This is a genomic window from Thalassolituus marinus (genome assembly GCF_020320395.1).
Classification (GTDB): Bacteria; Pseudomonadota; Gammaproteobacteria; order Pseudomonadales; family Oceanobacteraceae; genus Venatoribacter; species Venatoribacter marinus.
On record NZ_JAEDAH010000051.1, the window covers coordinates 18,170 to 32,190 of the forward strand.

Here is a 14,021-nt window from a genome sequence, read left to right on the forward strand (position 1 = left end):
CCTATGAAGCGTCTCACACTAATTATCTGCACCATCGTATCCCTTGCGGGCTGCGCCAGCATCACCCAGAAAACCACTACGCCCACGGAGGCCAAACGCTCTGAAGCAGAAGCCGGCGTTCTGTATGACTGGCAGGAGCAGGTAATTGTCAGTCAATACGACGACATCTGGGAGCGCATCATAGCGGCTTACCAACTGGATCTCAGTGTCGATAACGAACGCATTCGCTCTCAGATACAGTGGTACAGCAAACACCAGTCCTATATGGATCGCGTGGCTGATCGCGGAGTTCGCTACCTGCACTTTATTTCAGAACAAATTGAAGCCCGGGACGTTCCTGGCGAACTTGCACTGCTTCCGATTGTAGAAAGCGCATTTGACCCGTTCGCGTATTCCCACGGTCGCGCATCAGGCGTATGGCAGTTCATTCCTTCGACCGGACGCGACTTTGGATTACGTCAGGACTGGTGGTATGACGGCCGTCGCGATATTCGTGCCGCGACAGAAGCAGCGCTGAAGTACCTTTACGCGCTGCAGCGCGAGTTTAACGGCGACTGGCTACTTGCCCTGGCGGCCTACAACTCTGGCGCAGGGACTGTTCGCAAAGCGATCAGAACAAACAAAAAGAAAGGCAAAGCAACGGATTTCTGGGCATTAGACCTTCCTCGTGAAACCCGCGATTACGTTCCCAAACTCATCGCCCTTGCGAAGATCATCAGAGATCCGTCCGATTACGGACTCACACTGAAGCCACTCAGCGACGAACCCTATTTTGCTGTCGTGAATACCGGAGGTCAGATCGACCTGTCTCAGGTTGCAGCTCTCGCCGATGCTGATCTCGACGAAATATATAAACTGAATCCTGGCTATAACCGCTGGGCTACCCATCCTGATGGTCCCCACGAAGTGCTGGTGCCTGTTCAGCAGCAGTCCGTGTTTGAAGATCAGCTTGCATCTCTTCCCGCACAACAGCGCGTTAAATGGCAAAGGTACTCAGTAAAGTCAGGAGACAGCCTGATCACTATCGCTCGTCAGTTTCACACCACGCCTGATGTGCTTCAGGATGCGAACAATATCCGTGGCAACATAATACGCGCTGGCCAGCAGCTTCTTATTCCGAGCGCCTTCCGCAACCAGGAATCCTACACTCAGAGCGTCAGTCAGAGACTCAGCCGCATTAAGTCATTGCGTCGCCCAGGCAACACAGACAAAGTCGAGTATCAGGTTCGCAGTGGAGACAGCTTCTGGGGCATCGCAAGGCACCATGACGTCACCGTCGGTGAACTGGCGCGCTGGAATGGCATGGCCCCTGGAGATCCGATCAAGCCCGGACAAACCCTGGTAATCTGGACACAGAAGGCGACCCCTGGTAAGCGAGAAGTTATCCGCAAGATCAACTACCGCGTACGTTCGGGCGATTCGCTTGCCCGAATCTCGCAAAAATTCAATGTTCGCATGTCGGACCTGAAGCGCTGGAATGCCAATCAGGTTAAGAACAAATACCTGCAGCCAGGACAAACCCTGACTCTGTATGTTGACGTTATGCGCTAACCGACTTATTCCATCAACTACATAATATGTGGAGTTGTCAGCGATTGGATCAAAAGCAGCAACTCCGTATGATGGAAATCATGGATCGATTTTACAAACCATTCTGCCGCGGCAGCATCACCAGCTTATTGGCCTTTGTCGCTTTCTGTATGCTCTCTGCAGGCGCAGCGTCTGCTGATGAGCCAACTGATTCTGTGCTTAAAGGCGGAAGCATTCGCCTGGCTATTGCTGACTATCCGAGCAATATTCGCCGACTCGGACCGGGGCTTAGCGGCAACACACTCATGCGGCAAATCACTGATAGCCAGCTTCCTCTTGTGTATGTGGATACATCAGGGGAAGTAACGCCTCTTCTGGCTGAGCGCTGGACAATTACACCAGAACGCATCTGCTTCACCATAAACCCGGCCGCCAGATGGTCAGACGGCTGGCCAGTATCAGCATCTGACCTTGTATTCACTGTTAACTTTATTCTTAGCGGAGATGCAGCAACACCAGTTCTGCAGACGACCCTGTCGGAGCACGTTGCACGAGCCTACGTGGAAAACGGTAATTTCTGTGCATCCGGCGTACGAGACAGTGACGAGGCATTATTCAGAGTGACTGCGGGCATTCAGCCCCTTGCTGAGCATGTTTTCCTTAAGCACAAAGGCTGGCCTGACGCCTATGACTGGTACCCTGAACCAACTACTGGCGCGTATCACATATCTCAGATCAACCATGGACGCGAAATTACCTTCTCTCGCACAAAGGATTGGTGGGCAGCGGATTTACCTTTCTTCCGTGAGCGCTTCAATATCGACCGGATTGAATACACGATCGAAGATGACCCCTTAGCTGCCTTCGCCAGCGGGGAAATTGATCTGGTGATCTTTTCAGACAGTGAAGAAAGCCTTCATCAGTTCAAACACATTTCCTCTACGAGAAAGATCGGCATTATCAGCATCGAAGGCGCAAGCAAGATTTACTCACTCTTTTTACTGAACAGCAATCGAACGAGTTTATCTGAACGCCCTCAACGCCAGCTGATCGCATCAATACTTGAGCGAGTTTTTGGCAACGCCTCACCGGAAGGCCTCCCGGCTGAATTGCTTTCTGTTGAAAATATGCCCGAATATTTGTCGCTATCCTACACCGATAGCGCTACTGACGCTGATCTGAAGCAATTGACTACCTATGCAGAAAACACAGGCATTCACATTGCTCTGGACTACTTTGACCTGAAAGATTTCTCGCAGCGCCTTTCACTAGGCCAGTTTGATCTCGCCATGCTCAGCTTTGATCGAGCCTTGTCTGATGCTGCGTTTCTTAGCCTTTTCTCCAGTAAATCCGGGGCGGTTTATATTGCTAACCCGGGAGCGCCTGCACATCTGATCCTGCCTGCGCAAAATAATGGCCAGGCTGCAACAAAGCTCAGGGAATTCATGGCAGAGAGAAAGTTGCTGGTTGAAGCTGAACAATACAGTAACGCCAATACAGCGTTCTGGGAGTGGCTGCACAATCCATCGGCATCGCTGCCCGATGTCACACAGGCTCATCTTTCACTGTTTGATATTGCTGACGGTGGCCGCTGGTGGATCAGGAAAAAGGATCGCGCTGACATATTGGCGCAACCTGCAAGAAAACATAATAAAGGTCCGAACTACACCCGTATTCGGCGTCAGTCAGACGCTGAAACAAACACAACAACACACAAGAAGTCAGATTCATAAAAGGATACGTAATATGGGTATGCTTACCGGTAAGCGCGCATTAATCGTTGGCGTTGCCAGCAAGCTTTCTATCGCTGCAGGCATTGCAGAAGCATTTCAGCGAGAAGGCGCAGAGCTGGCATTCACCTACCAGGGTGAAAAATTAAAGGATCGCGTAGAAAAAATGGCTGCAGGCTGGGGATCCGATATCTGCCTGCCGTGCGACGTTACATCAGACGAAGAAATTGCTGCCGTTTTCGCGGAACTGGAAAAGCGCTGGGGCCACCTTGATATCCTGGTTCACTCGGTAGGTTATGCGCCAGCGCAGGAGCTAGATGGAGATTATCTGGAGGTCACCACCCGGGAAGGTTTTGCTATTGCTCACGACATCAGCGCCTACAGTTTCGTCGCTCTGGCCAAAGGTGCTAAGCCGCTGATGGAAGGACGCTCAGGCTCCATGCTGACACTGACCTACCATGGTTCTCAGCAAACGCTGCCAAACTATAACGTTATGGGGCTTGCCAAAGCCTCTCTGGAAGCCTCTGTGCGTTATCTGGCCGGTTCGTGTGGCAAGGACGGCATTCGTGTTAATTCGATCTCTGCGGGCCCTATTCGCACCCTTGCAGCTTCAGGCATTAAAAGCTTCCGTCGCATGCTTAAGCGCAATGCAGACCGAGCACCTCTGCATCGCAATATCACCATCGAGGAAGTTGGCAATACTGCAGCTTTCCTGTGTTCGGACATGGCCTCTGGCATTTCTGCACAGAATATATACGTCGATGGCGGCTTTAACACCTGCGCCATGAGCATTGAAGAGATGGAAGAAGGCAACGCTGAGTGATATAGCAGCCAGGCGAAATTAAAAAAAAGGGGCGTAAGCCCCTTTTTATTTATGAACCATTACGTTCAATTTCTACCGTAGCTCTCGACCAGCTCTGATAGCTGAGAAGGTCAGCGCGGCTATTCTGTGCGCGCCCCGCCTCTGTTGATTCATCAGAGGCGACCATTTCATGCCAGTCTTTTGCTTCGATCGCTTTAAGTTTAACCACTGCATAACCAGCCGGAGTCTTAACCGACTGCACACCGCCTGCTGTCAGCGCAAAAGCTGCCTGCTGAACGGCTCTGGGGGCTGCACTCGTTTGCGTGTATGCCGTTGTTACATCATTCCATTTGCCTGCTGTCTGCGCTTCACCAGAAACGATTGCATCTGCTTTGGCCTGGGCCAGCTCCTGAGCTTGCTTGCGCTTAATAGAGGCTACGATTTGCGGTTTCACAACCTCTAGCGGAAGCACTGAAGGCTCAACATGCTCAGCTACGCTCAGCACAATGGCTGCATCAGCGGTTTCAATGACATCACTGATTTCTTTATCCAACAGTACTCGCTCAGAGAATGATTGCTGGCGCACTTCCTCACTGGCTGCAATGCCTTCGCCGCCATCACGAGTGAAGCGTGCGGTTTGCTCGACCTGGAGTCCCAGTATTTCAGCAACAGCATCAACGGATCCTGCCGAGAATGAAATATTACTCAATTCCTGTAACTGCTCCGCATAAACCGCTTCCGCTTTTGCAGCAGCCACTTCCGCGATCATCTCATCACGAACGTCAGTAAGCGACTTAACATCTGCAGCGACGATACGATCTGCGCGAATGATGTGGTAACCATATTCCGTTTCCACTGGATCGCTTATCTGACCTTCATTCAGCGCAAACAATGCGGACTCAAACTCAGGTACGTAAGCACCACGAGCTGCAAGCCCAAGGTTACCACCCTGCTTACTGGTACCTATATCATCAGAAAATTCTGCTGCAAGTGCGGCGAAGTCCGCGCCGTTATCGAGGTCAGCCTTGATTTTAGCCGCAAGCGCTTTTGCATCGGCATCAGAGCGATCATCACTGACCTCTACCAGAATATGACTGGCCTCACGCTGCTCACGCGCCTGTTCACGAGACTTGTATTCGTCATAGGCTTGCTGAATGTCTTCGTCGCTAACGTCCTGACTGGCCGCAATCGAAGCCTTGGTCAGCTTCACGTAACGTACTGCCACCTGTTCAGGGGTTTTATACTGGTCACGAGTCAGTTCGTACTGAGCCTGAATATCCTCATCACTGACTACGACCGAGGCTTCAAGATCAGAAACATTAATCTCCGTAAATTCGAAACTACGGACTTCGTTATTCAGTGCTTCACTCAGCTGTACTGCAAACGGAGTCTCAACTGAAGATAGAACAAGGGCTGCAGGCATCTGGCCGGTTTTAACATCGCTGGCCAGCATCGCGCGGAGTTCCATCGGCGACATGCCATTCAGACGCAGAACGTTCTGAAACTGCTCCTTATTGAATCGTCCATCCAGTTTAAACGCTGGCATGTTGACGATTTGCTCGTCCACAGAGCGTGCCGAGGCATAAAGCTTGAAGTCGTTAGCCTTAACCAATGCGACTTTTGCTTCAATCAGACGCTCAATAGCGGACTGACGCATAAATTTTTCGTTGAACAGATTTTCGTCGTACTGATCCCCGAACTGACTTTGCAGTTCGCGCTTCTGTTGATCGATAACACGTGTGATATCTTCTTCAGTGATATCTTCGCCACCAACGCTTACCGTCGCTGAGGCACCACCACCCAGACTCACGATACTTTCAACGCCCCACAGGGCGAATACGAAGATGATAAAAAAAACGATTACCTTAGCGATCATGCCCTGGGCATTATCGCGCATAGTCTGCAGCATGCTTCCTCCAATGATATGGCATCGCCAATACAAAAAAAGCGCATCGGTGATGCGCTTTTAATTTGGCGGACCGGACGGGACTCGAACCCGCGACCCCCGGCGTGACAGGCCGGTATTCTAACCAACTGAACTACCGGTCCTTATTCAGTCTCAGTTAACAGCGTCTTTCAGAGCTTTCCCAGCTTTGAAACCTGGAACCTTGGCTGCTTTGATTTCGATCGGTGCACCTGTCTGAGGGTTGCGGCCAGTACGGGCTGCACGCTCTTTTACCAGGAATGTACCGAAGCCAACCAGAGAAACCTGATCACCACTCTTCAGTGCTTCACCAATGCTTTCGATCATAGCATCCAGTGCACGGCCAGCAGCTGCTTTTGGAATATCCGCAGAAGCTGCGATTGCATCGATTAATTCAGACTTATTCACACTTATCCCCTTACTCTGTGCGCAATTTGTGAATTCTTGTTATGCGACTGGGCGATCGCTACAGGAAATATTTCAGAGCGACGATTTATACCAAGCGGTCTAATGACCGTCAAGCAACCTTAGTGGGTGCTTGGGCGCCCCTGCTCATCTTTTTTTGATCCAGCTTCCTCTTTTGTGATGATCTCGGCCAAATGGGCCTCTGGTTTGCTTTCCAGAGCCAGGTCAAGAACTTCATCAATCCAATCCACCGGAACGACTTTCAGATCCTGAAGAATGTTTTCAGGAACCTCCCTGAGGTCCTTTTCATTCTCTTTTGGAATAATAACGGTCTTAATTCCGCCACGATGGGCCGCGAGAAGTTTCTCTTTAAGGCCGCCGATCGCAAGCACCTTGCCGCGCAGAGTGATTTCCCCTGTCATGGCCACATCTGCCCGCACCGGAATGGACGTCATTACAGAAACCAGCGCCGTAACCATGCCGATACCGGCGCTCGGGCCGTCCTTAGGTGTCGCGCCCTCCGGCACATGCACATGCAGATCATGTTTTTCAAAATAATCATCAGCGATACCCATACCGGCAGCGCGACTGCGCACCACGGTGAGCGCAGCCTGAATGGATTCCTGCATCACATCACCCAGAGAACCCGTCTTAACAATACGCCCCTTACCCGGAGTTGCTGCCGACTCAAGCGTCAGAAGTTCTCCACCTACGGAGGTCCAGGCTAAACCGGTAACCTGCCCGATCTCATTAGCCGCGCCTGCGAGGCCATAGCGGAACTTATGAACGCCGAGGTATTCCTCCAGCGATTCAGGCTCAATCTCGCGGGTAGTGAGAGTGCTGTCCAGCATGTTGGCCTTGACTACACGTCGACACAGCTTAGCAACCTGGCGCTCAAGACCACGCACGCCAGCCTCACGAGTGTAGAAGCGAATAATGTCCTTCAACCCCGCGTCGCTAACGCTGATTTCATTCTCTTTCAGGCCATTCATCTTGATCTGCTTCGGCAGCAGGTAACGGCGAGCGATACTGACCTTCTCATCTTCGGTGTAACCCGGAATACGGATCACTTCCATTCGATCAAGCAGCGGCCCCGGGATATCCATGCTATTAGAGGTACACACAAACATCACGTCTGACAGATCGTAATCAACCTCAAGGTAATGATCTGCAAATGTGGTGTTCTGCTCCGGATCCAGCACTTCAAGCAGTGCAGAGGCTGGATCACCGCGATGGTCCATCCCCATCTTGTCAATTTCATCCAGCAGGAACAGCGGATTTCTCACTGCAACCTTGGACATTTTCTGCACCAGCTTGCCCGGCATAGATCCGATATAGGTACGACGGTGCCCCCGGATCTCTGCTTCATCGCGAACGCCACCGAGTGCCATACGCACAAACTTGCGATTTGTTGCCCGAGCAATTGACTTACCCAGAGAGGTTTTACCAACCCCAGGTGGCCCCACCAGACACAAAACCGCACCTTTTACTTTCTTAACCCGGTTCTGAACAGCCAGGTATTCAAGAATACGTTCTTTAACTTCATCAAGGCCGAAGTGGTCTGCATCAAGAATATCTTTAGCGTTAGTCAGGTCATGGTTAACGCGAGTGCGTTTTTTCCATGGCAGATTGACCAGCCAGTCCAGATACCCCCGAACAACGGATGCTTCCGCAGACATCGGTGACATCATGCGCAGCTTCTTCAGTTCGGCATCCGCTTTTTCCTTAGCCTCTTTAGACATGCCTGACTGCTCAATCTTAGCAGTCAGTTCATCAAACTCATTGCCACCATCTTCAAGGTCTCCCAGCTCTTTCTGAATGGCTTTCATCTGCTCATTCAGATAGTACTCTCGCTGGCTTTTTTCCATTTGTTTCTTTACGCGACCACGAATGCGTTTTTCAACTTTCAACAGGTCGATTTCAGATTCCATCAGTTCCATCAGGTGCTCAACTCGTGTGCGAGCATCTACCATTTCAAGAACGACCTGTTTTTCATCGAGCTTAAGTGAAATATGGGCAGCAATAGTGTCAGCCAGGCGCGAGGCGTCTTCTATTCCGGATATAGTGGACAGAACTTCGCCCGGAACCTTCTTGGAAAGCTGAACGTACTGTTCAAAATGACTGGTCAGAGACCTTACCAGCACTTCATTTTCACGCTCGGTGATCTCCTCTCCTTCGATAGGAGCAACCACACCGCGGAACATCTCTTCTTCGTCATGAAGTTCTTCGAGGGTAGCTCGCACATCCCCTTCAACCAGTACTTTAACCGTACCATCCGGAAGCTTCAGTAACTGGAGCACGTTGGCGATAGTGCCAACGGTATGCATACCCTCAGCCGTTGGCTCATCATCAGAGGCATCTTTTTGCGCAACAAGCATAATTCGCTTGTCATTTTCCATCGCCTCTTCCAGCGCATGAATCGATTTTTCCCGACCGACAAACAGTGGAATTACCATCGCTGGAAAAACAACGACATCCCGGAGTGGTAATAAAGGGAGATTTTCGTGAGTCATTAATCTGCTACCTGATTCGCGCTTCTTAAAGCCAATATGTCAGTAAGTATGGGCGCATTCAATAAAAACAAGGGCCCATAAAACAAAAGGAGGCAATTGCCTCCTTTTGTTATTTTGCAGCCTGAACGTCAATCGTCATCTGGCGAGACTTTGCCAACTTCGGCATTCTCGTAAATGATAATAGGCTCAGCTTCACCACGAATCACGTTCTCATCGATAACAACCTTTGAGGCATGTTCTTCCGAAGGAATGCGATACATGGTTTCCAGTAACGCACCTTCCATGATGGAGCGCAAACCACGAGCACCCGTCTTACGTTCCATTGCAAGGCTTGCAACGGCATCGAGAGCCGATTCACGAAACTCCAGCTCAACACCTTCCATCTCAAACAGCTTCTGATACTGGCGAACCAGTGAGTTCCGCGGTTCAGTCAGAATGCGAACCAGAGCATCTTTGTCGAGCTCGTCGAGAGTCGCCACAACAGGCAAACGACCAATGAATTCAGGGATCAGGCCATACTTAACCAGATCACCCGGCTCTACATCACGCAGAACCTCACCCACAGCCTTCTGCTCTTCTTTACCTTTCACTGTGGCTGAGAAGCCAATGCTGCTCTTTTCAGAGCGATCACGAATGATGTTATCCAATCCCGCGAAGGCACCACCACAAATGAACAGAATGTTAGAGGTATCAACCTGCAGGAACTCCTGCTGAGGATGCTTACGACCACCCTGCGGAGGAACAGAAGCAACAGTACCTTCAATCAGCTTCAGCAATGCTTGCTGAACGCCTTCACCTGACACATCACGAGTGATAGACGGATTGTCTGACTTACGGGAAATCTTGTCGATCTCATCGATATAGACAATACCGCGCTGAGCCTTATCGACGTCGTAATCACACTTCTGCAGCAGCTTCTGAATGATGTTTTCGACATCTTCACCCACATAACCGGCCTCGGTCAGCGTGGTGGCATCTGCAATAGTGAAAGGAACATTCAACAGGCGAGCCAGAGTCTCGGCCAGCAATGTCTTACCACTACCCGTCGGACCAATGACCAGAATGTTACTCTTAGACAGTTCTACATCACCCTTACCTTCGCCGCTACGCAGACGCTTGTAATGGTTATAAACCGCCACTGACAGGACAATTTTTGCCTTATCCTGGCCAATTACGTACTCATCCAGGGTGGCGCGAATTTCTTTAGGGGTTGGCAGCTTGTCGCCACTTCCCTTGTTTTCGGCTTCCTGTACTTCTTCACGAATAATGTCATTACAAAGATCGACACACTCGTCACAAATGAACACCGATGGGCCAGCGATCAGCTTGCGCACTTCGTGCTGACTCTTTCCGCAGAAAGAGCAGTACAGCAACTTGCCGCCGTCTTCGCCTTTGCCTTTGGTATCGTCGGTCATTCGACTGCCTCGTTTATTACTATCAGACCCATAACATGGACCCAATCGGGGCTTTCTTCAACCCCTGTTAATCAGAAAAAACGTGGCTTAAGCGCCACGATTTGCCAGAACCTTATCAATCAGGCCGTACTTGAGCGCAGCTTCCGGATCCATAAAGTTATCGCGTTCAGTATCAGCGGCGACCTGCTCAACACTCTGACCAGTATGATGGGCCAGAATCGTGTTCAGGCGGTCTTTAGTGTCCTGAATGTTCTTTGCGTGAATCTGAATGTCTGTCGCCTGCCCCTGCGCGCCGCCACTTGGCTGGTGAATCATGATACGCGAGTTTGGCACACTGAAACGTTTCCCCGGAGCACCTGCCGCCAGCAGAAAAGCCCCCATGGAGCACGCCTGGCCAATTACCATGGTGCTTACATCAGGTTTTATAAACTGCATCGTGTCGTAGATGGACAGACCGGCTGAAACAGAACCACCTGGAGAGTTAATGTACAGGTGAATATCTTTGTCCGGATTTTCAGATTCAAGGAACAGCAGCTGAGCAACAACCAGATTGGCCATGTGATCCTCAACAGGACCGACCAGAAAGATAACGCGCTCCTTGAGCAGGCGGGAATAGATGTCGTAAGCACGCTCGCCGCGAGCCGACTGTTCAACCACCATTGGCACCATACCGCTGGCCTGGATGATCTCAGATTGTTCTTTCATGGAGTCAAACATGGACTCTGTACTCCGTCACAGGTTTATTCGGTAACAAAAACAGCCGCACTAGGCGACTGTTCTTGAGTTTAGCCGTGATTCGGCCTTATGTCAGTTCCTGCTGAAAATCAGGCTGGCTTATTCGCTTCGCGAATGATCTCTTCATACGAAGATTCAGCCTGAGAAACCTTAGCAGATGCCAGAACCTTCTCAACAACCTGCTCTTCCAGAGCAAGCGCCTCGACCTGAGACTTCTGCTGAGGGTTGTTAGCATAGTAGTCGCGAACTTCAGCCGGATCCTGATATGTAGATGCAACTTCTTCAATCAGCTGCTCAACTTTTTCAGCCGAAGGCGTCAATTCGTTTGATTCGATCACTGCATTCATCAGCAGACCAATCAGTACACGCTTCTCAGCCTGATCCTTGAACAGTTCCGCTGGCAGCTGGCGTGGATCAAGTTGCTGACCACCACCAAACTGCTGAACAGCCTGCTGACGCAGACGATCAATTTCCTGCTCGATCAGAGACGCAGGAACATCTACTTCGTTTGTCGCCAGCAGACCAGCAATCACTTGTTGCTTTGTTACATTGCGCAGAGCACGATCCAGCTCACGCTCCATATTCTTACGAACTTCAACGGTAAAGTTCTCCGCATCAGACGCTTCTACGCCAAATGACTTGAAAAACTCTTCGTTCAGCTCAGGCAGAACCGGCTTCTTAACAGTGTTTACAGTTACTTTGAACTGAGCTGGTTTACCTTTAAGTTCTTCCTTGTGGTAGTCCTCAGGGAAAGCCACATCCAGAGTCACTTCAGTGCCGGCTTTTGCGCCGACCAGGCCAGATTCGAAGCCTGGGATCATAGAGTTAGAACCCAGTGTCAGCGAGTAACCCTTGGCTGCACCACCTTCAAACGCTTCACCGTCGATGAAGCCTTCAAAGTCGATGGAAAGCTGGTCACCGTCTTCAGCTGCTTCTTCAGATTCATTCCACTGAGCATTTTGCTTACGCAGAGTGTCGATCATCTTTTCAACGTCAGCATCGGTTACGGATGCAGATTTCTGCTCAACTTCGATACCAGCGAAATCAGCAAGAGCGATCTCCGGGTAAACTTCAAAGGTGGCCTTGAACTCCAGATCCTTGCCTTCTTCATCAACAGTCGGCTCAAAGCTAGGCATACCAGCCAGCTTCACTTCTTCCTGCTGAACAGCCTGAAAGAAAGACTGTTGCATTTGCTGGTAGATTGCTTCGTAACGAGCCTGCTTACCAAACATACGCTTCGCAACATTTGCAGGCAGAGGCTTGCCCTTACGGAAACCATTTACCTTCTGACCCTTGGCGATACGCTTCAGCTCGGTTGTCACTTTCTGTTCCAGTTCTGCTGCCGGAACACCAATGGTCATAACACGCTGAAGACCAGAAGTGGTCTCAATGGACACTTGCATAGATGCCTCTCAAATTCACTTTTCAGAACAAGATGCCCCGCTTCATGCGGACACCCGAATAATTTAAAGGTGCGGATTATAGCGCAAGCAAAAGCCGGTTTTAAACCTTTAAAAAGACTTTGATAATCAAAGAGTTAGGTGAATAAGAAAAGAGAGAAAGAAGAAGTGGGGTGGCCGACGGGGATCGAACCCGCGACAACAGGAATCACAATCCTGGACTCTACCAACTGAGCTACGGCCACCACAAAGAACTGCTGAGCTGCCAAAACTTGGCGCACCCGGCAGGGATTGAACCTGCAACCCTCGGCTTAGAAGGCCGATGCTCTATCCAATTGAGCTACGGGCGCATGTCCATCTAATCAGGCGATTAAATGGTCGGGGTAGAGAGATTCGAACTCCCGACATCCTGCTCCCAAAGCAGGCGCGCTACCAGACTGCGCTATACCCCGAACGTTCACTTGAAGGGTCTCCCCTGCAAGTGCGGCGCATATTATAGTTACACCGACATGTCGTCAATTACTTTTTTAAAAAAATTAATAAAAACAATCAGTTCGGTGCCTTTACGGGAAATTCACCAAGCTATCCCACATCCCCTTTGTGTTTACTCTGACAGCGTGAGAAAATCGCGCGCCTTATCTAACAGCTTATGGGTTACGGTTGCATATGAGTGCTCAACTGATCGACGGCAAGGCGACAGCCGAAGCGATCCGCGATTCAATTAAACAGAAAGTCCAGGAACGTACCAACAAAGGGCTTCGCGCGCCCGGACTTGCAGTGGTTCTTGTTGGCAATGATCCTGCCTCAGAAGTCTACGTATCCCATAAGCGTAAGGACTGCGAACAAGTAGGCATCATCAGCAAAGCATACGATCTGCCGGCGTCTACCAGCCAGCAGGAACTGCTTGAGCTGATTGACACACTAAACAGTGATAACAGCGTTGATGGCATTCTGGTGCAACTGCCGCTGCCACAAGGCCTGAAAGCCGATGAGATCCTCGAGCGCATCGACCCAACCAAAGACGTCGATGGCTTCCACCCATTCAATATCGGCCGCCTGGCTCAGCGCATGCCCCTGCTGCGTCCATGCACACCTGCCGGCATTGTTGACCTGCTCGACAACACCGGCATCGATATCCGCGGCAAGCACGCTGTCATTGTCGGCGCCTCCAACATTGTTGGTCGCCCGATGGGTCTGGAGCTGCTTCTGAAAGGCTGCACAGTAACCACCTGCCACCGATTCACCCAGGACACCGCCAGCCATGTTCGTCAGGCCGACATTGTTGTCGTCGCTGTTGGTAAACCAGGCATCGTTAAAGGCGAATGGATCAAAGATGGCGCTATTGTTATCGATGTCGGTATCAACCGCATGCCGGATGGCAAGCTGATTGGTGATGTCGACTTTGCCGCCGCCGCAGAGCGCGCTTCGCACATCACCCCAGTGCCCGGCGGTGTTGGTCCAATGACACGAGCCAAACTACTGGAAAACACCCTGTTCGCCTGCGAGCACCTGCACAACTGAGGCAGCGTCAGAGCAGGCAATAAAAAGCGGGCTATGCCCGCTTTTT

10 protein-coding genes and 4 tRNA genes are annotated in these 14,021 nt (G+C 50.8%); 4 read left to right on the forward strand and 10 right to left on the reverse strand.

The features are described 5' to 3' along the window. Positions 1-3: 3 nt before the first annotated feature. The 3 genes from I9W95_RS10455 (at position 4) to I9W95_RS10465 (ending at position 4,083) form a co-directional block, all read left to right on the forward strand. The gene (locus I9W95_RS10455) at positions 4-1,551 is read left to right on the forward strand and encodes a lytic transglycosylase (RefSeq protein WP_225674594.1); all 1,548 of its coding nucleotides are present in this window, start codon (positions 4-6) and stop codon (positions 1,549-1,551) included. Between the two features lie 68 nt (positions 1,552-1,619). After that, positions 1,620-3,263: an ABC transporter substrate-binding protein gene (locus I9W95_RS10460; protein WP_225674596.1), complete on the forward strand. Its 1,644-nt coding sequence runs from the start codon at positions 1,620-1,622 to the stop codon at positions 3,261-3,263. A gap of 13 nt (positions 3,264-3,276) precedes the next feature. Next, on the forward strand, positions 3,277-4,083 hold the full coding sequence (locus I9W95_RS10465) for an enoyl-ACP reductase FabI (protein ID WP_225674598.1): 807 nt from the start codon (positions 3,277-3,279) through the stop codon (positions 4,081-4,083). 49 nt (positions 4,084-4,132) lie between these two features. Here the strand turns inward: I9W95_RS10465 and I9W95_RS10470 are convergent, their stop codons facing one another. The 10 genes from I9W95_RS10470 to I9W95_RS10515 all read right to left on the reverse strand — a co-directional run bounded on the left by I9W95_RS10470 (position 4,133) and on the right by I9W95_RS10515 (position 12,906). Continuing rightward, positions 4,133-5,971, reverse strand: coding sequence for a SurA N-terminal domain-containing protein (locus I9W95_RS10470; RefSeq protein ID WP_225674600.1), 1,839 nt, complete (start codon positions 5,969-5,971; stop codon positions 4,133-4,135). A 63-nt stretch (positions 5,972-6,034) separates the two neighbouring features. After that, positions 6,035-6,111, reverse strand: a tRNA-Asp gene (locus tag I9W95_RS10475). Between the two features lie 10 nt (positions 6,112-6,121). Then, positions 6,122-6,394, reverse strand: a complete 273-nt coding sequence (locus I9W95_RS10480) for an HU family DNA-binding protein (RefSeq protein WP_225674602.1) — start codon at positions 6,392-6,394, stop codon at positions 6,122-6,124. Positions 6,395-6,513: 119 nt separating this feature from the next. Next, a complete protein-coding gene (gene lon, locus I9W95_RS10485; protein ID WP_225674604.1) occupies positions 6,514-8,904 on the reverse strand; it encodes an endopeptidase La in 2,391 nt (796 codons plus the stop codon). 128 nt (positions 8,905-9,032) lie between these two features. Further along, positions 9,033-10,319 carry an ATP-dependent Clp protease ATP-binding subunit ClpX gene (gene clpX / locus I9W95_RS10490; protein WP_225674606.1) on the reverse strand — a complete coding sequence of 429 codons (1,287 nt, stop codon included), beginning with the start codon at positions 10,317-10,319 and terminating at the stop codon, positions 9,033-9,035. An 87-nt stretch (positions 10,320-10,406) separates the two neighbouring features. Then, positions 10,407-11,036, reverse strand: a complete 630-nt coding sequence (gene clpP, locus I9W95_RS10495) for an ATP-dependent Clp endopeptidase proteolytic subunit ClpP (RefSeq protein ID WP_225674608.1) — start codon at positions 11,034-11,036, stop codon at positions 10,407-10,409. Positions 11,037-11,143: 107 nt separating this feature from the next. Beyond that, on the reverse strand, positions 11,144-12,457 hold the full coding sequence (tig, locus tag I9W95_RS10500) for a trigger factor (protein ID WP_225674610.1): 1,314 nt from the start codon (positions 12,455-12,457) through the stop codon (positions 11,144-11,146). Positions 12,458-12,623: 166 nt separating this feature from the next. Further along, positions 12,624-12,699 (reverse strand) — tRNA-His (locus tag I9W95_RS10505). A 28-nt stretch (positions 12,700-12,727) separates the two neighbouring features. Further along, positions 12,728-12,804: transfer RNA gene (locus I9W95_RS10510), tRNA-Arg, on the reverse strand. A 25-nt stretch (positions 12,805-12,829) separates the two neighbouring features. Continuing rightward, positions 12,830-12,906, reverse strand: a tRNA-Pro gene (locus I9W95_RS10515). Between the two features lie 214 nt (positions 12,907-13,120). Here I9W95_RS10515 and folD point away from each other — a divergent pair. Beyond that, positions 13,121-13,975 (forward strand): bifunctional methylenetetrahydrofolate dehydrogenase/methenyltetrahydrofolate cyclohydrolase FolD, encoded by an 855-nt coding sequence (gene folD / locus I9W95_RS10520; RefSeq protein ID WP_225674612.1) that lies wholly within the window; start codon positions 13,121-13,123, stop codon positions 13,973-13,975. The last annotated feature ends 46 nt before the right edge of the window (positions 13,976-14,021 follow it).